The following is a 20,051-nucleotide window of genomic DNA, read 5'->3' on the forward strand; positions in this document are numbered from 1 at the left end:
ATAGCAGAGAGGATACACCTGTTCCCATTCCGAACACAGAAGTTAAGCTCTCTAGCGCTGATGGTACTTGGTGGGAAACTGCCTGGGAGAGTAGGACGTAGCCACGTAATTTTTTTTATTTTTTGTTGTCAAGTTTCTTATTTTCAAATTTCTTATTTAAAAAGGATAAGTCTGTTATAAATGCTTTATATAAACACATATAATATTTAAAAGAGTTTTTTATAAATTAATTCTTTTAATGTAGGATGTGAGGTTTTATAGGTATGTACTTTTAAATAAGAAAGGAGATAGATAATTAGGTGTCTGTAATCAATAGTTTTATTTTACAATATGGATTAATATCTGTATTTGTATTAATTATGATTGAGTATGCTTGTTTTCCATTACCTAGTGAAGTAGTTTTACCACTTTGTGGAGCTATTGCAGCAAGAAATCATTTTGGTTTTTTAACTATTTTAATTTTAAGTATAGTTGCAGGTATACTTGGTTCAATATTTTGTTATACAATAGGCAATTTGGGAGGAAAATCTATCATAAATAAGATAGTAGAGATATGTCCCAAGGCAAAAAAGGGAATTTTTACATCACAAGATTATTTTAACAAATACTCTTCTATTTCTGTTTGTGTATGTAGGTTAATTCCTCTATGTAGAACATACATATCTTTTATAGCAGGTATTGCAGGTCAGAATATTATAACTTTTATTATATCCTCTATTGTGGGTATCACCATATGGAATACTTCGTTAATTAGTATTGGGTATATTTTTTCAGAGAGTTGGGTAAAAATAATGTCACATTATAATGATTATAAATTCCTAGTTCTCATTATACCAATATCCATAATTTTTATTGGAATTGGTATTAAGTCATATATACATAAAAAACATCACAAGATAAGATTATAAAAAATATTAGAAAATTTTTTTTTGTACAAGGTCATTAAGACGGTTGAGAAAATAGAAGGCGTCGTAAATCTGCATAAACACTACGTTTTTGTAGGTTCTCGGCGTTTCTTTTATCGCTTGTGTCTGTGGTACTTTTTTCTTAAAATGTACCATGTTTTACACTTTGTTGAGGGTAAGTTTGCTTATATAGAAGAAAAGGCGACAGCTTTGAAAATCAAAACTACCGCTTTATAAATGTTCAAAAATATGTTGCTTCTGTGACAGTTTTTTTACATTCATTTGGCAGATTAAAACCAAATATTTAAAATTATAGTATTAAAATATGAAACAATAACTTGCTAATATTACATTCACTATAATTAACATAAGTTACTAATCCAGTCCAATCTTATCAGTCCACTCATTTATTCTTTCTATTACCCCTTTAGGTGGGTCATTGTTGAATTTCCATTCAGTATAACAGTGTAACATACCAAAAAGAAACAAGAATACAATTAGAATAATCAGTTTTTTTATCTTTTTCATTTTGATATACCTATTTCAATTTTTTTCATTGTGTTTTAGCCCTTTCAGTATAAATGCAGAAAGGCAGGCACAAAGTAATAAACTTATGATACTCCCCATAATTTTTTCTCCAGTAGTTATATAGTATCCAGAAAGATTAAATATTGCTACAATAGGAAAAAAGGTTTGTAAGACATTTGACATACCTGCAAATAGTCCAGCAATAGAATAAACTTCTGTGAATACTAATGCAAGCCAATATCCTTTTTTCATGCGCGATACCAAGGCAATAATGGGAGAAATTGCAAGGAATACACCTATGCCATCAAGAAAATACTCTTTCATGCAACTTAAAACCAGTTTTATCGATAAATCGGAAAAATGTAAAACGGATTCAGTCAAAAATGTTATAGTAAAGAGTAACAAATAAAGAAGTATACTGAATATAAAAGTAATAATCATTTTTGCTATGGTTAATTTTGTTTCATTTATGGGAATAAGACGTAGGGATTTAATAGTGTCCTCCTCTTCTTCACGACAAATAATATAGCTTCCTAATAGGGCAATGACAGCAGGAAGAACAAAAAAAGTTGACCAAGGTTGTACCGCATTCATATACCAACCTGCATTGTCTATATACCGTGAACCGTCATAAACGCTCTTTAAGCCATAATGTAAATCTAGGTCATTATATACATCCTGCCCTCCTGCAAAAACTATGACTGCTATCATAATGGATGCAAAAACTGTAATCCAAACAATTTTTGAACGACGAATTTTTTGACATTCAGCCCAAAGTAATTTCCACATTATCTACACCTCACTTTCTTCTTCCTAGTGCAATGTTTGCAAACAATACTGATACAATACTCCAAATACAAATACAAAGAAATGCTAATGGGACATTAATTTCCTGTGAAAATATAAGACCTGGAATGTCTTTATTTCTCATGATAATAACTCCCATACTGGATAATGGGTGTAAATACATATTTATTGTCATTAGAACAAAACCGGAAAAGGCATATACCAATGTGATACAAATTGGGAGAATGTATCCTTTTTGAGATGTAGCGATTGCCAAAATCGGCAACATTACAAAAGCAGTGATTACACCAATTTCTAAACATTTTTCCAACAAATATAAAATGCTTCCCCATTTAAATACGACATATCCAGAAAGTACACTAAATAGCACGGAAGCAACGGCTGTAATCAGCATAAAACAAATAGAGTAAATCAAAACAACAAAAAATTTACTAAAAAAGTATCCCATTTTGCTGATAGGTACAATCCAAAGTTGTTTGAGCATATCATACTGATTTTCTTCGTGCATAAGCATGGTGCAAAGCATACCCAAAACAACGGGCAAAATAATCCAAAGTGTGTAACCAAATGCAGACCATTTATAAAACTGTATCGGGTCAACCCCTGCTTCCCCAAAATAATTGAAATATAGTAGTGCGAAAAACGGCATAATGAGGGCGGCCAACAACATGAGCCAAATAAGTTTCCTGCGACGCAGTTTAAGAAATTCTGTTTGAATAAGTTTAAGCAATGCCCTCTCCTCCTGTGATTTTTTTAAAATAGTCCTCTAAGGTATCATTACAAAGTTGAGAACTAATAACAGTTACATCCTGCATTACAAGTGCTTTATTGATTTCACCCATATCCAGAGTAGTGTCATAAAGGCGTAGGGTGTGGTCGTCTTGAATGGAATAATTTTTCGAGTTGAATTGACGCTCTAAAATCAATGACGCCCTCGGAATATCTGAAACTTGTAACAGGATATATTTACTGTTTCTCTTTTCCAGTTCGCTCATGCTACTTTCTTCCAGAAGAATACCATGGTCGATAATTCCAATATCATCAGCCAATAATGAGATTTCAGAAAGAATATGACTGGAAATAAGAATTGTCTTTCCGCGCTCAACGCTCAAATTCCTAATAAACTCCCTCATCTCCGCAATACCAATAGGGTCAAGACCATTGGTTGGCTCGTCCAAAATCAACAGTTCTGGGTCATGCAGGATAGCGTTGGCAATACCAAGTCGCTGCTTCATGCCAAGCGAATATTTACTAAACAGTTTTTTATTTTTATAAGGTAAGCCGACAATTTCCAATGCGCTTTTTACGGCATTGGGGGCGTCTGTACCGCGTAGCTTTGCGAAAATCTCTAAGTTCTCCGTCCCAGTCAGATTGGGATAAAATCCTGGCGTTTCGATAATTGCACCGATACGGGGATATATTCGTTTTTCTTGGCCTTTAATACTCTCTCCGAATATATCTACCTCTCCGGACGTGATTGAAGTCAACCCTAAAATCATTTTCATAATTGTGGTTTTTCCGGCTCCGTTGCGCCCTAACAGACCATAAATTCGGCCTTTTTTTACATGGAGATTGACTTTATCAACTGCTGTTTGCTTTCCATAAATTTTTGTCAGTTGTTTTGTTTCAATCAAAAAATCATTCATATATAAGTTCCTCACTTTCAATAAATTTACTTCAGCAATATCATAGCTGATACAACATCAGAAGCAATTACAATTAGAATTATAAAACATGAACCTTGCCAAAACCTTGCCGTAACCTTGTTTTTATCTTGTTTTAGCAGTAAGAAAGCCCCGTATTTTTACAGGGCTTTAGGAAGCAATATTGTAAATTCTGTTCCCATACAGGGGGTACTGTTGGCGGTAATAGTTCCTTTATGAACGTTAATAAGTTCTTTTACAATCGCCAAGCCTAAACCATTTCCCTTTGCAGACCTTGAATGGTCGCATTGGTACAGCCTTTCAAAAATATGTGGGAGATTGTCAGAAGATATACCTTTCCCATTGTCTGTTATTATAATTTGAGCTTGCTGTTTGTTTTCAAAAATTCGCAGTGTCATTTTGTCACCTTCGCTATGAGTAATAATATTTTGTAATAGGTTATTAAGGATACGGGTATATGCGTTTGCGTCTATGCGTAAGAAGTACTCTATTTCGGGTATATCAAATTCATATTCAAAATGACTGCTTTCTAAAACAGGAACCCAATCAGCTATAATATTACGGGATAACTCATTCAAATCAAAAATCTCAAAATGAAAAACCTGTTCCTTAGAATCCAATTTTACCCATTCAAATAGATTTTCTACAAAATGCTTTAAGTAATGAGCCTTATCGGACGCAACATGGATATATTCGTCCTTTTCTTCTCCTACAACAATTTTGCTTTCTAATGCTTCCAAATAACCGACCAAAGAAGCAAGTGGAGTTTTTACATCATGGGAGAGACTTGTCATTAGACGTTTGTAGGCTTGTTCTGATTGTTTTTGCTGAATAAGCTGTGATTGGCCATTGATTGCCATTTCGTTAATATCATAGCAAATTTGCCTTGTCATGTCGCTTTCCCTTGTTAAAATACGGCGATTAAGGTTTCCATTTTTTATATCCTCTAAAGCATCTTTTATAAGTGTAAGTTGTGTTCGGACACGTCGTAGGACAGAAACAAGATACGTTATAATAATCAGGCTAAGAACCAATACCAAAAGCAGATAAACACTTGTATTCATGTTAAGCCTCCTTATTAAAACGATAACCGACACCTCGGACTGTCAAAATATAAAATGGATGGTTGGGGTCTGGTTCAATTTTTTTTCTCAGTTTACTGATGAAAGACATGATATTACTATCGTCAAAAGCATATTCTTCTTCCCATACTTGTGTATAAATCTGTTTTTTGGTAAACACCCGTCCCTTATTAGAAGCCAGAAAAGAAAGTAAATCAAACTCTTTGCTTGTAAGTTGAACAGGAATATTATTGATGGAAACAATGCGGTTTATCTTGTCAATAATCATGCCATTTATTATTATGCAATCCATGTCTGTTATAAAAGCAGGGTTTAACATAGTATACCGGCGAATAAGAGAATTGACACGAGCCATAAGTTCGTTTATGCTGAACGGCTTTGTTAGATAATCGTCAGCACCTAAACGTAGCCCGGAAATTTTATCGTCCTCGTCACTTTTAGCTGTAAGCATAAGCACTGGAATATTACTTGTTTCCCTAATTTTTTTTAGAACTTGAAAACCGTCTATATCCGGCATCATTATGTCCAAAATTACAAGAGAGAGTGTGTGTCTATTTTTATCGACCAAATCCAACCCCTCTACACCGCCATATGAAGTAATAACAGATAAATTTTCTTGCTCAACACATTTTTTCATAAGAGCGCAAAGTTCTTTGTCATCATCTATAATCAAAACACTATTCATATTGTAGTTCCTTTCTTCTTTTTGTTCTGCCGTCAACAGGTTTTTCCGCGACCTTTGGTATCAGCCACATATACCCGAGTTTTGAAACGCCTGGTATGCGACTTTCTTCACATAGTTTTTGTACTCGTCTTTCGGAAATGCCACACTTTTTTGTTGCTTCGGGGCAAGACATATACTCCATATTTCAACCACCCTTTCCTCGTAATATATCAGCATATATTATATACGTGTAACCGAATAAAATCAAGAAACATCAGCAAATAATATGCAGTAGCTAATATATAATTGATTATCCGATTTATTTTTATATATGGCTATTTTTTCGTGAATATCCAAGTACACTTATTGCAAATGAAAAAAATGCAATACACAGCATTACAGAGATATAAATGCTAGTGTAAATATACTAAAAGAAGGATTAAGATTATTGGGGATGGAATATCCCTTAGAGCCTATGAATGCTTAGTTCAAAAGTGCTATCGAATAGAAATCTACATCTTCAAACATTACCGAAGGTAGTTAAGGTGGGGTAGTTCAAAAAATCAATTCTAGCTTATATCCTTTTATGTTAAAATGATGTTAAGAAATGAAACAAATACTATTTATATAAAAGGGGTAAGAATATGGATATAATAGATAATCTAAGGGTACAAGGGGTAGATGGAAAGCTTATTGAAGATGTACTGTATTTTAGAAATTATTATGGATTAGAAAAAGATTTAGAATACAGAGTAACAAAGTCTAAAACTTATTTTTATGGAAAAGACATATTATCTATGTGTATAGCAGCGATTTTAGAAGAAGAAAATATTTTATTGTCAGGACCAAAGGCAACAGGAAAAAATTTACTTGCTGATAATTTAGGCGAGATATTTAATAGACCTCAGTGGAATACATCATTTCATATAAACACAGATAGTTCAACACTTATAGGTACAGATACATTTATAGACAATGAAGTTAAACTTAGAAGAGGTTCAGTTTATGAATGTGCTATTAATGGAGGCTTTGGTGTATTTGATGAAATTAACATGGCAAAAAATGATGCTATAGTTGTAGTTCATTCAGCCTTAGATTATCGTCGAGTGATTGATGTACCCGGCTATGAGAGAGTTAATCTGCACCCAGCAACAAGATTTATTGGAACTATGAATTACGAGTATGCAGGAACAAAAGAACTTAATGAAGCACTAGTATCTAGATTTATGGTAATAGATATTCCTCCAATAGAAGAAGATAAGTTAATGATGATTTTAAAAAATGAATTTTCAGATGCTGATGAAGAGAAATTAATACACTTTGCAGGAATATTTTTAGATTTACAATTGAAATCTCAAAATGGTGAGATATCTAGTAAAGCTATTGACCTACGTGGCCTTATGGCATCTCTTAAGACTATAAGGAGAGGATTGAAACCAACTCTTGCAATTAATATGGGACTGACAGGAAAGACTTTTGATATATATGAAAAAGAAATGGTTGGAGATGTAATTAAAACGAGAATACCTAATAAATGGGAGAGTGCAGATGTATTTCCAATAAGTCATATTTAATATAGGTGAGATTATGAAATGGATATATGATGATTATGAATTTGAAAATAGAGCAAATAACTTATCTTGGACAATAGCTGGTGATTACAATGAAAGTATAGATATATCAGAAAAAGATTATTCTTCAAAAGAAATAGGTCTATACTTTGCAATAATTGCAGGAGCTAGAAGAAAATATGTAGATTGGGACATAGTTAAAAAATATCTTACAAACAGAATACGAAAAGGATATGACAAAGATATTATATTGGGTCTAATTCAAGTTATATTAAATACAATAGTTGAAGAAAAGGCCATTAAAGATAGGCCAGGGATAGAAGATATAAGAAGAAATGCTTATAAAGATATTGTTTCACGTTTTACCAAAATAAACAATGACAATATTATGGATAAAATTAAATATGCATTTGTACTTTATAATATGGACAAGCATCCAGCATTAGACAGTATAACTAGAAGAATAGTTAATGACATAAGGAATATAGATACGAATCAAGATATTATGGAGATTTTAAAAGCATTAGATGTTATATATTTAACTTATTTTGAATATATATTAAACGGAGAAGAAAGCAATTTTACATATGATGAAAACAATGTAAAGGATGTTGAAGTAAACTTTGATACATTTGCTGATTTTATGTATGAAGAACTTTATAGTGATGAAGAAGAAAACATTATTGAAAGTGATATAGACTCAATATCTTCATCGATGCTTGTAGAAGGGGTAGGGGATTTTGATGATTCTCAATCTAGCAATTCAGCAGACAGAGTTATATATGTTGATGAAGAGACTGTAAATAAAATATATTCAAAAATAGAACATTATTATGGGAAAACTTATTTAAGTAAGGGTGAAATTAAAAAGCTTGAAACACAAAATTGCAGAAACGTACATGAGGGATGCAGAATTCACTTTACAGACGGTGTTCTTAGAAGTGAATGTAATAACGTTTTTCAGCTAAAATATGTGACAAGACAAAAAGAAAATAATTTAGGCAAATTTAGAGAACATGCTAGGATGTATAGACAACAAATAAAGCGATTAAAAGAAAGCCTTGCTAGGATTTTAGTAGAAGAAAATGCTAAAACTAGAGTGTATTCTGATTGTGGAACTATCCTAGCAAATAGAGCTTGGAGAGTTGGAAGGAGTAACAATAATAAAATATTTTATAAAGATATAGAAAATGAAAAAGGGAAATATGTTATTGATATATTGTTGGATGCAAGTGGTTCTCAAAGTAGAAACCAAGGAGATGTAGCAATTCAAGCTTACATAATTGCAAATGCCTTGACAGAAGTTGGAATACCAAATAGAGTTATGGGTTTTTCTAGTTTCTTAGATTACACGATATTAAAAAGATTTAAGGATTATGATGACAGTATTAAAAATAGTGAAAACATCTTTGAATACTTCTGTGCTGGTAATAATAGAGATGGTTTAGCTATAAAATCCATATGTAGTGGTTTGATAAATAGAGACGAAGAAAATAAAATTTTGATAGTTCTTAGTGATGGAAGGCCAAATGATGTAAAGATAGGAAAAAATAGCGAGAGAACTTTAAGAGGAGAAAAAGCTTATAGAGGTATTGTTGGTTTAAGAGATACAGCTAATGAAGTAAGAAAAGCTAGAAAACAAAATATTTTAGTATTAGGAGTATTTACAGGTAAAGAATCAGAACTTGAAGCTGAAAGATTAATATATGGAAACGATTTTATATATTCAAGAGACATAACTAGATTTTCTGATGTGGTTTCAATGTATTTAAAAAAGATAATTAGGAGTTAATTGATTTATAAAAAAGAATTTATATACATAAAAATATAAAAATGAATAAAATTTGTAAAAAATGTAGAAATTTTCACAGAAAAGGTATACAATGATTTATATAGAAAATGAATTAAAAATAAAGTAATATTAAAAATTAAATATATAATATTATAGGTTCTTTAAGCAAGATTAATAGGGAAGAAGGTTAAATTCCTTTACAGCCCCCGCTACTGTGATGCAGACGAAACTTTTGTTAGCCACTATGATAATATGCTTTTATATTTCATGGGAAGGAAGAGGAGTAGGATGAAGCTAAGTCAGGAGACCTGCCTAAAATATTAAAGTGATTTCTTCGGGGATGGAGAAAGTTTCTTATAATAATTATACAGATATGTTTATTTTATGTGTTTGTATTTAGATTGTCGAAAATTAGAAGCCTAGCCATCGAGTTAGGCTTTTTTATTTTGCTAGAATAAGGTTACATATATTATTCATATTTTAATTATTAGAAAGGGAGAGGGGATACTCAAATGAAACAAAATATCAAATTAGGGGTTATAGCTGCACTTATGTTAATCATTTTAACTCCAGTTACATCAAATGCAATGCATATAATGGAAGGTTACTTACCAGTAAAATGGTCTATAGCATGGGGAGTTATATTTATACCATTTTTCTTAGTGGGATTAAAATCAATAGGTAAAATAGTAAAGCAAGACCCTAAGAAGAAAGTTTTATTAGCTCTATGTGGAGCATTTGTATTTGTTTTATCAGCATTAAAAATACCTTCAGTAACAGGAAGTTGTTCACATCCTACTGGAGTAGGTCTTGGAGCAATAATGTTTGGACCAAGTGTAATGTTTGTTCTTGGAACTATAGTTCTAATATTCCAAGCATTATTACTAGCACATGGGGGAATAACTACTTTAGGAGCTAATGCTTTTTCAATGGCTATAATAGGGCCAATTATATCATTTTTAATATTTAAAGCATTAAAGAAAAAAGATGGAAACAATGCTATACCAGTATTTCTTGCAGCAGCAATAGGAGATTTAGCCACATATACAATAACTTCAATACAACTAGCACTTGCTTTCCCAGACCCATCAGGTGGAGTGATGGCTTCAGCAATTAAATTCTTAGGAATTTTCTTTATGACTCAAATACCAATAGCAATAGCAGAAGGTATTCTTACTGTAATTGTATATAATTTGATTACAGAAAATGGAGAAAAAAGCATACTAGAAAATAATGATAAAGGAGTTAAAGCTAATGAGTGCTAAAACAAAAACAAAAACTAACATATTATTACTTTTATTAGTAGTAGCTCTTATCATATTCCCATTACTTGTAAATTCAGGTGCTGAATATGGAGGAGCAGATGGTCAAGCTGAAAGTGAAATTACTAAGATAAATCCAAATTATGAGCCTTGGTTTAGTAGTCCATATGAGCCCCCAAGTGGAGAAATAGAGAGTTTATTATTCTCTGCACAAGCAGCTCTAGGTGCAGGGGTAATAGGATATATATTAGGTCTTCAAAAAGGAAAGAGAAGTTAATTATGCTTATCATTGATAAATATGCATATACAAATAGATTAAGTAAAGTAAACCCAAATAAAAAAGTAGCCATAGGAGCAATTTTTCTAATTGCTTCTATGGTAATAAAAAATATATTTGTCTTGAGTGGAATTATGATTTTAATGAGTATTTTAGTTGTTTGTGTAGCAGGGATAGATTTAAAAAATTATTTGAAATTACTTCAAATACCGATGTATTTTTTATTTCTTAGTATAGGTATAACTCTTGTGAATATATCTTTTAATAAAACAGACTTACTATATAGTTTTCAGTTTTTTAGTTTTTATGTAGGAATATCAAAGGCATCTATTGACATGTCTATTCATGTGTTATTTAGAGCTATGTCTTGTTTAACTTGTGTGTATTTTTGTATACTTACAACACCTTTTAATCAGTTGATATTTTTCTTTAAGAAATTGCATTTACCGGATACCTTTGTTGAATTATCAATGTTGATATATAGATTTATATTTATATTTTTAGAAGAATTTTCAGAGATATATAAGTCACAAGAATTAAGATTTGGGTACATAAATTTAAAAACTTCATATAAATCTTTAGGGATTCTTGGAAGTATGCTGTACAAAAGGCTTATGACAAGGTATGATGATATGTGTATATCATTAGACATAAAATTGTATGATGGTAAATTTCACATAGTAGGGGATAATGATGTTTAAAATAAATAATTTAACATATCAATATGAAAAAAATGCTAATGCATTATTGAACATTAATATGGATTTCTCAAAGGGAAATGTTATAGGTATAATAGGCTCAAATGGTTCAGGAAAATCAACTTTATTTATGAACTTAATGGGAATACTAAAGCCTACGTCTGGAGAAATACTTTTCAAAGAAGAAAAGTTAAAATATGATAAGAAGAGTTTGTATAATCTTAGAAAAAATGTAGGGATTGTCTTTCAAGACCCAGAAAAACAAATATTTTACTCAAAAGTATATGATGATATAGCATTTGCGATGAGAAACATTGGAATGGATGAAAAAATTATTAAAGAGAGAATAAACAAAGCTTTGATAGCTGTTAATGGAATAGATTTTATAGATAGACCAGTACACTTTTTAAGTTATGGTCAGAAAAAAAGAGTAGCAATTGCATCAGTTATAGCAATGGAAAATGAAATTGTATTGCTTGATGAGCCTACAGCTGGATTAGACCCAGTAAGCACTAGGTCTATTGTAGATATAATAAAGAGATTAGATGAAAATAATATAAAAATAGTAATATCCAGTCATGATATGAATTTAATGTATGAAATATGCGATTATATATATGTACTGGATAAGGGGATTTTAATTGATGAAGGAAACGCAGAAAGAGTATTTGTAAATGAGAACAATATTATACAAGCTGGATTAGAATCTCCGTGGTTAGTAAAAGTACATAAAAATATGAACTTACCTTTATTTAAGAAAGAAGAAGATTTGTATAAGTACTGGAAAGAAAGAGACTTAATACAAATAAATAATTAAGCCCTAAACCTATTTTAAAAAAATAGATTTATATATAATAACCCTTAACCTAGACCCCTTAAAGGTGCCTTATGATTCCCCAAATCATAAGGTTATTTTTTTTATAAAGAATAAAAATAAATTTTATAAGTAAGTGTTATCTAATTGTTAAAATTTGACAATAATCTATTAATATAATACATAATTATAATTTGAAGTAATTCATATTTTAGATTAAAATATATTTATGGCTGTTAACAGGAGGAGAAATATGAATTTAGATACATTAAATCCTGCTCAAAGAGAAGCAGTAGAAAAAACTGAAGGTCCAGTACTTATACTGGCTGGTGCTGGTTCAGGTAAAACTAAGGTATTAACAACAAGAATAGCATACCTTATAGAAGATAAAGGTGTACAAGCACCAAATATATTAGCTATAACATTTACAAATAAAGCTGCAAATGAAATGAGAGAGAGAGTTGAGCAAAACATAGGTCCTGAAACTAAGGACATGTGGATAAGTACATTCCATTCTTGTTGCGTTCGGATACTCAGAAAAGATATAAATAAGATTGGTTACAATAGGAGTTTTGTAATTTATGATTCTGCAGACCAAGTTACATTGGTTAAAGACTGTCTTAAAGAATTAAATTTAAGTGATAAGGTATTTGAACCAAAAGCAGTTATAAGCGCCATTTCAGGAGCAAAAGACAAGCTTTATACTCCAAAACAGTTTAAAGATATCAACATGGCAGATAATAGAATGGTTAAGATTGCAGATATTTATGCTCTATATCAAGACCGTTTAAAGAGAAATAGTGCACTTGATTTTGATGATTTAATACTTAAAACTGTAGAACTTTTTAAGGCTAATGATGAAGTGTTAGCTTATTATAGAAGTAGATTTAGATACATAATGGTAGATGAGTATCAGGATACAAGTAAAGCTCAATATGAACTAATAAAATTATTAGCTAGAGAACATCAAAATATCTGTGTTGTTGGAGATGATGACCAAAGTATTTATGGATGGAGAGGCGCAGATATAAGAAACATACTTGAATTTGAGAAAGATTATGATAATGTACATGTTGTTAAACTAGAACAAAATTATAGGTCAACACAAGTAATATTAGATGCAGCTAACAAAGTTATATCCAATAATATAGAAAGAAAAAGAAAGAAACTTTGGAGTGAAAAGAAAGAAGGAGAACTTATAAAGATACAACTAACTGGTAGTGAAATAGAAGAGGCTGATTTTATAGCTGACTCAATTGCACAAATAGCTAGAAAAGAGAATAGACCATACAAAGATTTTGCAGTACTTTATAGAGCAAATGCACAAGCAAGACCTGTAGAAGACGCTTTAAACAGAAGTCAAATTCCATATAATATATATGGTGGTACAAAGTTTTATGAGAGAAAAGAAATAAAGGACTTAGTAGCGTATTTAAGAGTTATTCAAAATCCACAGGATGACATATCTATAAAAAGAATTATAAACGTTCCTAGAAGAGGTATAGGGCTTAGAACTATAGAAAAAATTGAAGATAGAGCCAATCTGAAACAAGAGAGTATATATTCAGTTTTAATTGATATAGAAACAAATTCTGATATATCTACAAAAGCTAGAGCAAGTATAAGTGGATTTGTTGATATTATAGGTACACTTAGAACCATAAAAGAAGTCTATCCTGTTAGTAAATTAATAGAAAAAGTTTTGGATACTACAGGATATATGGATGAACTTGTAGAGATAAGAAATAAAAATGAAAAAGATTTAACTGGTAAAGGTGAAGAAGCTCAAGATAGAATTGATAATTTAAGAGAATTTATATCTATAGCATTAGAGTTTGAAAGTAGTAGTGATGATACTTATGAAAATAAAGATTTAGAGACATTTTTAACTAGTATAGCACTTACATCTGAATCTAATGATGAAGAGGACAATGATAGAGTTTCTCTTATGACAATACATACATCTAAAGGGTTAGAGTTTCCAGTTGTATTTTTGACAGGTATGGAAGAAGGTCTATTTCCTATATCAAGAGCTATAAAGTCTCTGAGTGAATCTCAAATAGAAGAAGAGAGAAGGCTTTGTTATGTTGGTATAACTAGAGCTAAAGAAGAGCTATACATGTCACTAACTGAAAAGAGAACGCTATATGGTAAAACAAATGTTGCAATAGCTTCAAGATTTATGGAAGAGTTACCAGAAGAATGTATAGAAAGATTGTACAAAATGAAAAAGGAATTAAGTTATTCTAAAGCAAGTTATAATATGTTAGATAAATATACTAAAAAGTATATGAATACTATAAGTAAATCTAAAGTTGCAGATAACGTTAATGCTACAATAAAAGATTCAAATAAAGAGACTAATCCAGAAGATATAAAGCTTGGTTCTAAAGTACATCATCCTAAATTTGGGGTTGGAACAGTCGTGTCTATAATTGGAACAGATGTTACTATAGCCTTTGATAAACAAGGAATTAAAAAAATAAATAAAGAATATACAACACTAGATATTTTATAATGGAGGAAAATTAGGAATGGATAGTATAAGCTTTGCTAAAAATTTAATAGATTTCATATACGATAGCCCATCATCTTTTCACGCAGTTGATAGTGCCAAAGAAGTCTTAGATAAAAATGGATTTGAAGAGTTAGCTTTAAATAAGAAATGGAATCTAAAAGTAGGTGGAAAATACTACATGACTAAAAATTTATCTGCTATAGTAGCTTTTGTAGTTAACTCAGATAATATAGAAGAAGGTGGATTTAGAATAATAGGTTCTCATTCAGATTCTCCTACATTTAGTATTAAGCCAAATGCAGAAATAGAAGCTGAGAAAGCTTATTTGAAGCTGAATACAGAATGTTATGGAGGAGCAATATTAAGTACGTGGTTAGATAGACCACTTGGTATAGCTGGGAGAGTAGTCTTAAAAGGAGATAGTGTACTTAAGCCAAAGGAAAAACTTATCGACTTTAAAAAGCCAATTTGTATAATACCAAATCTAGCTATACATTTGAATAGAAGTATAAATGATGGTCATTCATATAATAAACAAAAAGATATGTTACCTCTAGTTGGATTATTAAATGATACATTAGAAAAAGATAACTTTATTTTAAAACAAATATCGTCTAATTTAAATGTAAAGATGGAAGATATAATAGACTTTGATTTATTCTTATATGAATTTGAAAAAGGAAGTTTAATAGGGGCTAATGATGAATTTATATCTATTGGAAGACAAGATAATCTTGCAATGGTACATGCTAGTTTAAATGCTTTAGTTGATACTAAAGGACAAAGTGGTGTAAATGTAATGGCTGTGTTTGATAATGAAGAAGTTGGAAGTTCCACTAAACAAGGTGCAGATTCAAATATGCTACTAAATATATTGGAGAGAATATGTTTATCAATAGGGAAAGATAGAGAAGGATTTTTTGAGTCTATTTATTCGTCTTTCATGATATCATCAGATTTAGCTCACGCTATTCATCCAAATACTCCAGAAAAACATGACCCAACTAATAAACCAGTTATGGGGAAAGGGCCTGTTATAAAGATAAATGCAAGTCAAGCATATACAAGCGATGGATATTCTATAGCTGTTTACAAAAATATATGTAAAGAAGCTAATGTCGAGTATCAAGAATTTGTAAATAGGTCAGATGAGAGGGGTGGAAGTACAATAGGTCCAATATCTTCTACTCATGTAGATATACCATCTGTTGATGTAGGAAGTCCAATTTTAGCAATGCATTCTGTAAGAGAATTAGGTAATGTTGAAGACCATTATAGTATATATAAAACATTTAGTAAATTTTTTGAAATATAAATATAAGATAAATAATTTGGAGATGAAACTATGAAATTAGGACTATGCTTAGAAGGTGGAGGAGCAAAAGGAGCTTACCAAGCGGGGGTAGTTAAGGCTTTATATGATAATGGAATAAATAATTTTTATTCGATTTCAGGAACATCAATAGGAGCGATAAATGGATATTATTTATACACAGGCAATGTTGATAACTTGGAAAAAATGTGGACAAATATAAAAGATATCCAGAACGGAAATGTGAAAATAGTAAATAATACTGTGGATAATTCTCCTGCTATAGACAATCTGAAAGAACTAGATGATAGTAAAATAGAGAAAATGAACTTCTATGTTAATTATGTAGAAGTTAATAATAAGGTAGTATCAGAAAAGGTTGTAAATGTGTCAAAAATGCCTAAAGGCGAAGCAATCTTAAGCATTTCATATAGTGGATTGTTACCATCAAATCCAAATGCTACTCTTGGATTTAAAGAACAATTTATGAAGGATGTGCAAGATGGTATTTACGATGGTTTTAAATTGGATGGAGGTCTAATTAGGAGTGCATTAATTGAGCCTTTAATTGTGGATAATGTGGATAAAATTATTTTGATATCCACAAAGTATAATTATGATTTACCAGATGACATCAAAAAAATATATAATGAAGATAAAATAATAGTAGTTAGACCTAACACTCAATTTGCACCTAAAGATACTCTTAACTTTGATGATGAGTTTTGTAAAACTATATATCAAGAAGGATATGAAATAGGAAAAAATATACTTGATAGACTTTAATTTAGAGTATAATATAATAAATGTAATTGTGTAATTTAATTAATAAAAAGGAAGGTAATAAGTCATGGAAAATAAAAATCCTATAGTAACTATAGTAATGGAAAATGGAAAAGAAATAAAAATTGAGTTGTACCCAAATATAGCACCAAATACAGTTAAGAATTTTGTATCATTAGTAGATGATGGATATTATAATGGAGTAACATTTCATAGAGTAATACCAGGATTTATGATACAAGGTGGATGCCCAAATGGTACTGGAATGGGTGGCCCAGGCCATTCTATAAAAGGTGAATTTAGTGGAAATGGATTTACTAACAATCTAAAGCATGAAAGAGGAGTTATATCAATGGCTAGAACTATGGCACCTAATTCAGCTGGTTCTCAATTCTTTATAATGCATAAAAATTCACCACATTTAGATGGTCAATATGCAGGCTTTGGTAGAGTTATAGAAGGTATGGATACAGTTGATGAAATAGCATCAGTTAGAACAGGAGCAGCGGACAAGCCAAAGACTCCACAAATTATGAAAGCTGTGACTGTAGAAACTTTTGGAGTAGATTACTCAGATGTAGAAAAAAACTAGGTCATAGATAGATAAAAGTAAAAATCTATACAACTTAAATATAAAGTGAGATGTTATTATATTTTCTAGAGGATATGAATACATCTCACTTTTTAATTTAATTTATTTTACTGAAATTTAGTTATATATTAAATTTTTATTATACTAAATAGCTCCAATAATCTTATTAGAATATTATTTAATAGTATTATAGAAAAATAATTCTATTAAATTATTTATGATTAGGTTTTTAATATATAAGATATTAAAATAAATATATAAGATATGTGGAAAACATTTATTTTAACATTTTTTAAAGCTAATTTAATGATTTTGTTTAAAAAAAGAAAGTTATTTGTATGTTTTTACTTAAGAAAAAACATTATAATGGTAATATATTCTATTTACAATTTCATAACTTTGGTTTACAATAATAGAGACAATAAATCCTAAAAACATAATAAGAAAAAAGTGCTTAATATTTGAGAGAGACTGGTTTAGTTTACACCAGCTAGACCAGTCAAGGAATAATTTAAAGTGTAATATATAATAAGAAGAGAATACACTATTAGAATTTTCTAATAGTGTATTCTTTTTTTATAGAATTTATTATTGTTATGTAAGAAAAAAACTGTTTCAAATTTAAATTTGAAACAGTTTTTGTGTTGTCTAAAGATTTTATATTATTTAAAATTTTTAATTGCAGTAGTTAAGTTAGGTACTAATTGTTTCTTTCTAGATACAACACCTGGAGCAAATGTTCCTTGAACTCCTTCAATACCAAATGCATCAGCAATCAATCTATCTTCTGCTTTGTAAATTAAATAAGAACCTTCTTTTATTATATCTGTAACTGCAAGAACTAATTTGTCATAATCAGTTGAATTTATATAAGATAAAAATTCATCCTTCTTAGCAAATATAGAGTCTGTGTCTAAAGTAAATACTTGTCCAATACCAACTTTATGTCCACTCATGTTAAACTCTTTAAAGTCCATATTTACTATTTGTTCTATAGTAAACTCATCTAAAGAAGTACCACATTTAAACATATCCATAGCATATTTTTCCATGTCTACTTTTGCTATTTTACTTAATTCTTCACAAGCTTTCTTATCCATATCAGTAGTTGTTGGAGATTTAAATAATAATGTATCAGATAATATAGCAGATAAAAGAAGACCAGCTATTTCATAAGGTATCTCAACATTATTTTCTTTATACATTTGATAAATTATAGTACTATTGCATCCAACAGGCATAACTCTAAAAGACATAGGAACATCAGTAGAAATACCACCAAGTTTATGATGGTCAACTATTTCAACTATATTTGCTTGTTCAATTCCATCAGCACTTTGAGCATATTCATTATGGTCAACTAAAACAACATTCTTTTTAGATGGATTTAATAGATGCCCTTTTGAAATTAATCCTAAAAACTTATTGTCATCGTCTAATATAGGATAAGATCTAAAGTTTGTTTCTAACATAATTTCTTTTATTTCATCCATATAGTCGTCTTCTTTAAATGTAATCAAGTTGTCTGTGGCTTCTATAGAATCCAAGAAGCTACATTGATTTATGACATTAGAAGTTTTGTAGTTGTCACTTTCAACAGAAACAACAGACACTCCATTTATTTTAGCAAGAGCTAGTAAATCTTTTGAAATTTCTGTATGATTAGTAAGTATTAAAAGTTTAACTTTTGTATCGATGGCGTATTCAATACTATCATATCTATCACCAACAATAGCTATATCCCCTTCTTTTAAAGTCTCTATTAGGGTTTCCATACCAAATGATAAAGTAACAACTCTACCTTTTACATCTTCACCACAATCTACAAGGATAGTACCATTAAGGTTTTTGCAGATATTTGATAGTGATGTGTGTATAGTTGTAAAATGTTGATGAAGAAGGTTTTTAGCTATTTCTTTCATAGTAATAATACCAGCAAAAGTTCCATCCTCATAAGTTACAGGTAATGTTTTAACATTTTTTTCATCCATAAGATTATAGGCTTCTAATATAGAAGAAGTTGGAGTTAAAGGTAGTACCCTATCATAATTTAAATCTCTAACTTGTATTCTAACGTTATCTAAGATTTCAGGTGCATCTACCTTAAAGTAGTCTAAGGCATACTTAGCTTCCTTTCTGATATCTCCTAAAGCATAAGCTGTTGCTTCTATTCCTAGCTTGTTTTTTAAATATGCTAATGAAATTGCAGAACATATTGAATCTGTATCTGGATTTTTATGTCCGAAAACTAATAAACTCATTTTAAAACTCCTTTCAAAACTTGAATATAATAATAATTGATAAAAATATTATATCAAAAGGTAGTGAGTATTTGTTGTAAAAAGAAAAAAATTTAATGAAAAAAATATTATATGCAATTTTATCTTTTACATATATAACAAATTTAATATAAAAATTTTTATGATTTATACTTTTATTCAATGAAATTGGGGTTTATTAACAACTAATTCATTGAAGATAGCTGCGAAAAAATTAATTAATATGATGAGTAAATAAAAATTTATGAAAATTTTATAGTATAAATTTTTTTGTATGTATCTCATAAGTAAAAAATTAACGAGTGTTATATAAAAATTATTTATCTATATGAAAAATATTATTCTAAAATATTGATTTAAAAATAACTGATAGAAATTAAAATAATTTTAGATTATGTATTTTTTAAAATTATATAGTTATTATTAAAAATAAAAAGTATATATAAACCAAAAATAAGTATTATTTTATGAAAATGAATCCAAATATTATATATTACTTGTAC

19 protein-coding genes, 1 rRNA gene and 1 riboswitch are annotated in these 20,051 nt (G+C 29.9%); of the genes, 12 read left to right on the plus strand and 8 right to left on the minus strand.

Translation table 11 applies throughout. The features are described 5' to 3' along the window. Both rrf and KGF45_RS19025 read left to right on the plus strand, forming a co-directional pair. A 5S ribosomal RNA gene (gene rrf, locus KGF45_RS19020) occupies nt 1-107 on the plus strand; the annotation flags it as partial. A 192-nt stretch (nt 108-299) separates the two neighbouring features. After that, nucleotides 300-908 carry a DedA family protein gene (locus KGF45_RS19025; protein WP_227840778.1) on the plus strand — a complete coding sequence of 203 codons (609 nt, stop codon included), beginning with the start codon at nt 300-302 and terminating at the stop codon, nt 906-908. Between the two features lie 372 nt (nt 909-1,280). On the opposite strand, the gene KGF45_RS19030 is transcribed toward KGF45_RS19025, so the two are convergent. The 7 genes from KGF45_RS19030 to KGF45_RS19060 all read right to left on the minus strand — a co-directional run bounded on the left by KGF45_RS19030 (nt 1,281) and on the right by KGF45_RS19060 (nt 5,852). After that, nucleotides 1,281-1,433, minus strand: a complete 153-nt coding sequence (locus KGF45_RS19030) for a hypothetical protein (RefSeq protein WP_009888176.1) — start codon at nt 1,431-1,433, stop codon at nt 1,281-1,283. Between the two features lie 15 nt (nt 1,434-1,448). Further along, the gene (locus KGF45_RS19035; protein ID WP_227843050.1) at nt 1,449-2,222 is read right to left on the minus strand and encodes an ABC transporter permease; all 774 of its coding nucleotides are present in this window, start codon (nt 2,220-2,222) and stop codon (nt 1,449-1,451) included. Nucleotides 2,223-2,232: 10 nt separating this feature from the next. Beyond that, the gene (locus KGF45_RS19040) at nt 2,233-2,970 is read right to left on the minus strand and encodes an ABC transporter permease (protein ID WP_227843051.1); all 738 of its coding nucleotides are present in this window, start codon (nt 2,968-2,970) and stop codon (nt 2,233-2,235) included. Next, nucleotides 2,963-3,886 (minus strand): ABC transporter ATP-binding protein, encoded by a 924-nt coding sequence (locus KGF45_RS19045; protein ID WP_227843052.1) that lies wholly within the window; start codon nt 3,884-3,886, stop codon nt 2,963-2,965. The genes KGF45_RS19040 and KGF45_RS19045 overlap by 8 nt, the downstream gene beginning before the upstream one ends. Before the next feature lie 158 nt (nt 3,887-4,044). Next, nucleotides 4,045-4,968, minus strand: coding sequence for a sensor histidine kinase (locus tag KGF45_RS19050; RefSeq protein WP_227843053.1), 924 nt, complete (start codon nt 4,966-4,968; stop codon nt 4,045-4,047). Between the two features lies 1 nt (nt 4,969). After that, a complete protein-coding gene (locus KGF45_RS19055; protein ID WP_227830382.1) occupies nt 4,970-5,671 on the minus strand; it encodes a response regulator transcription factor in 702 nt (233 codons plus the stop codon). Continuing rightward, nucleotides 5,664-5,852 carry a helix-turn-helix domain-containing protein gene (locus KGF45_RS19060; protein WP_227843054.1) on the minus strand — a complete coding sequence of 63 codons (189 nt, stop codon included), beginning with the start codon at nt 5,850-5,852 and terminating at the stop codon, nt 5,664-5,666. The genes KGF45_RS19055 and KGF45_RS19060 overlap by 8 nt, the downstream gene beginning before the upstream one ends. A gap of 442 nt (nt 5,853-6,294) precedes the next feature. Between KGF45_RS19060 and KGF45_RS19065 the strand changes: the two genes are divergently transcribed. From KGF45_RS19065 to KGF45_RS19110, 10 genes are all read left to right on the plus strand, one after another. Next, on the plus strand, nt 6,295-7,224 hold the full coding sequence (locus tag KGF45_RS19065; RefSeq protein ID WP_227843055.1) for an AAA family ATPase: 930 nt from the start codon (nt 6,295-6,297) through the stop codon (nt 7,222-7,224). Nucleotides 7,225-7,237: 13 nt separating this feature from the next. Continuing rightward, the gene (locus KGF45_RS19070; RefSeq protein WP_227843056.1) at nt 7,238-9,013 is read left to right on the plus strand and encodes a nitric oxide reductase activation-like protein; all 1,776 of its coding nucleotides are present in this window, start codon (nt 7,238-7,240) and stop codon (nt 9,011-9,013) included. Nucleotides 9,014-9,150: 137 nt separating this feature from the next. Next, nucleotides 9,151-9,344, plus strand: a riboswitch (cobalamin riboswitch). A 181-nt stretch (nt 9,345-9,525) separates the two neighbouring features. After that, the gene (locus KGF45_RS19075) at nt 9,526-10,278 is read left to right on the plus strand and encodes an energy-coupling factor ABC transporter permease (protein WP_227435530.1); all 753 of its coding nucleotides are present in this window, start codon (nt 9,526-9,528) and stop codon (nt 10,276-10,278) included. After that, nucleotides 10,268-10,552, plus strand: a complete 285-nt coding sequence (locus KGF45_RS19080; protein ID WP_227830378.1) for an energy-coupling factor ABC transporter substrate-binding protein — start codon at nt 10,268-10,270, stop codon at nt 10,550-10,552. Before KGF45_RS19075 ends, KGF45_RS19080 begins: the two co-directional genes overlap by 11 nt. 2 nt (nt 10,553-10,554) lie before the next feature. Then, a complete protein-coding gene (cbiQ, locus tag KGF45_RS19085; RefSeq protein WP_227843057.1) occupies nt 10,555-11,253 on the plus strand; it encodes a cobalt ECF transporter T component CbiQ in 699 nt (232 codons plus the stop codon). Then, on the plus strand, nt 11,246-12,067 hold the full coding sequence (locus KGF45_RS19090) for an energy-coupling factor ABC transporter ATP-binding protein (protein ID WP_227830376.1): 822 nt from the start codon (nt 11,246-11,248) through the stop codon (nt 12,065-12,067). Before cbiQ ends, KGF45_RS19090 begins: the two co-directional genes overlap by 8 nt. Nucleotides 12,068-12,317: 250 nt before the next feature. Next, on the plus strand, nt 12,318-14,582 hold the full coding sequence (locus KGF45_RS19095; protein ID WP_227843058.1) for a DUF3553 domain-containing protein: 2,265 nt from the start codon (nt 12,318-12,320) through the stop codon (nt 14,580-14,582). A 16-nt stretch (nt 14,583-14,598) separates the two neighbouring features. Next, nucleotides 14,599-15,897, plus strand: a complete 1,299-nt coding sequence (locus tag KGF45_RS19100; RefSeq protein WP_227843059.1) for a M18 family aminopeptidase — start codon at nt 14,599-14,601, stop codon at nt 15,895-15,897. Between the two features lie 30 nt (nt 15,898-15,927). Next, entirely contained in the window at nt 15,928-16,680 is a 753-nt protein-coding gene (locus tag KGF45_RS19105) for a patatin-like phospholipase family protein (RefSeq protein WP_227830373.1), read from the plus strand. 64 nt (nt 16,681-16,744) lie between these two features. Next, entirely contained in the window at nt 16,745-17,269 is a 525-nt protein-coding gene (locus KGF45_RS19110) for a peptidylprolyl isomerase (RefSeq protein ID WP_227830372.1), read from the plus strand. 662 nt (nt 17,270-17,931) lie between these two features. Here KGF45_RS19110 and KGF45_RS19115 read toward each other — a convergent pair. After that, complete coding sequence (locus KGF45_RS19115; RefSeq protein WP_227841488.1) at nt 17,932-19,530, minus strand: putative manganese-dependent inorganic diphosphatase; 1,599 nt, start codon at nt 19,528-19,530, stop codon at nt 17,932-17,934. Nucleotides 19,531-20,051 lie beyond the last annotated feature (521 nt).

The sequence above is a fragment of the Clostridioides sp. ZZV14-6154 genome (assembly GCF_020657785.1).
Taxonomy (GTDB): Bacteria; Bacillota; Clostridia; order Peptostreptococcales; family Peptostreptococcaceae; genus Clostridioides.

Coding starts and splice junctions, on each gene's coding strand:
- KGF45_RS19035 (WP_227843050.1), bottom strand. CDS start 2,222: ATGTGGAAATTACTTTGGGCTGAATGTCAAAAAATTCGTCGTTCAAAA.
- KGF45_RS19045 (WP_227843052.1), bottom strand. CDS start 3,886: ATGAATGATTTTTTGATTGAAACAAAACAACTGACAAAAATTTATGGA.
- KGF45_RS19080 (WP_227830378.1), top strand. CDS start 10,268: ATGAGTGCTAAAACAAAAACAAAAACTAACATATTATTACTTTTATTA.
- cbiQ (WP_227843057.1), top strand. CDS start 10,555: ATGCTTATCATTGATAAATATGCATATACAAATAGATTAAGTAAAGTA.
- KGF45_RS19095 (WP_227843058.1), top strand. CDS start 12,318: ATGAATTTAGATACATTAAATCCTGCTCAAAGAGAAGCAGTAGAAAAA.
- KGF45_RS19090 (WP_227830376.1), top strand. CDS start 11,246: ATGTTTAAAATAAATAATTTAACATATCAATATGAAAAAAATGCTAAT.
- KGF45_RS19100 (WP_227843059.1), top strand. CDS start 14,599: ATGGATAGTATAAGCTTTGCTAAAAATTTAATAGATTTCATATACGAT.
- KGF45_RS19065 (WP_227843055.1), top strand. CDS start 6,295: ATGGATATAATAGATAATCTAAGGGTACAAGGGGTAGATGGAAAGCTT.
- KGF45_RS19075 (WP_227435530.1), top strand. CDS start 9,526: ATGAAACAAAATATCAAATTAGGGGTTATAGCTGCACTTATGTTAATC.
- KGF45_RS19070 (WP_227843056.1), top strand. CDS start 7,238: ATGAAATGGATATATGATGATTATGAATTTGAAAATAGAGCAAATAAC.
- KGF45_RS19030 (WP_009888176.1), bottom strand. CDS start 1,433: ATGAAAAAGATAAAAAAACTGATTATTCTAATTGTATTCTTGTTTCTT.
- KGF45_RS19060 (WP_227843054.1), bottom strand. CDS start 5,852: ATGGAGTATATGTCTTGCCCCGAAGCAACAAAAAAGTGTGGCATTTCC.
- KGF45_RS19115 (WP_227841488.1), bottom strand. CDS start 19,530: ATGAGTTTATTAGTTTTCGGACATAAAAATCCAGATACAGATTCAATA.
- KGF45_RS19110 (WP_227830372.1), top strand. CDS start 16,745: ATGGAAAATAAAAATCCTATAGTAACTATAGTAATGGAAAATGGAAAA.
- KGF45_RS19050 (WP_227843053.1), bottom strand. CDS start 4,968: ATGAATACAAGTGTTTATCTGCTTTTGGTATTGGTTCTTAGCCTGATT.
- KGF45_RS19105 (WP_227830373.1), top strand. CDS start 15,928: ATGAAATTAGGACTATGCTTAGAAGGTGGAGGAGCAAAAGGAGCTTAC.
- KGF45_RS19055 (WP_227830382.1), bottom strand. CDS start 5,671: ATGAATAGTGTTTTGATTATAGATGATGACAAAGAACTTTGCGCTCTT.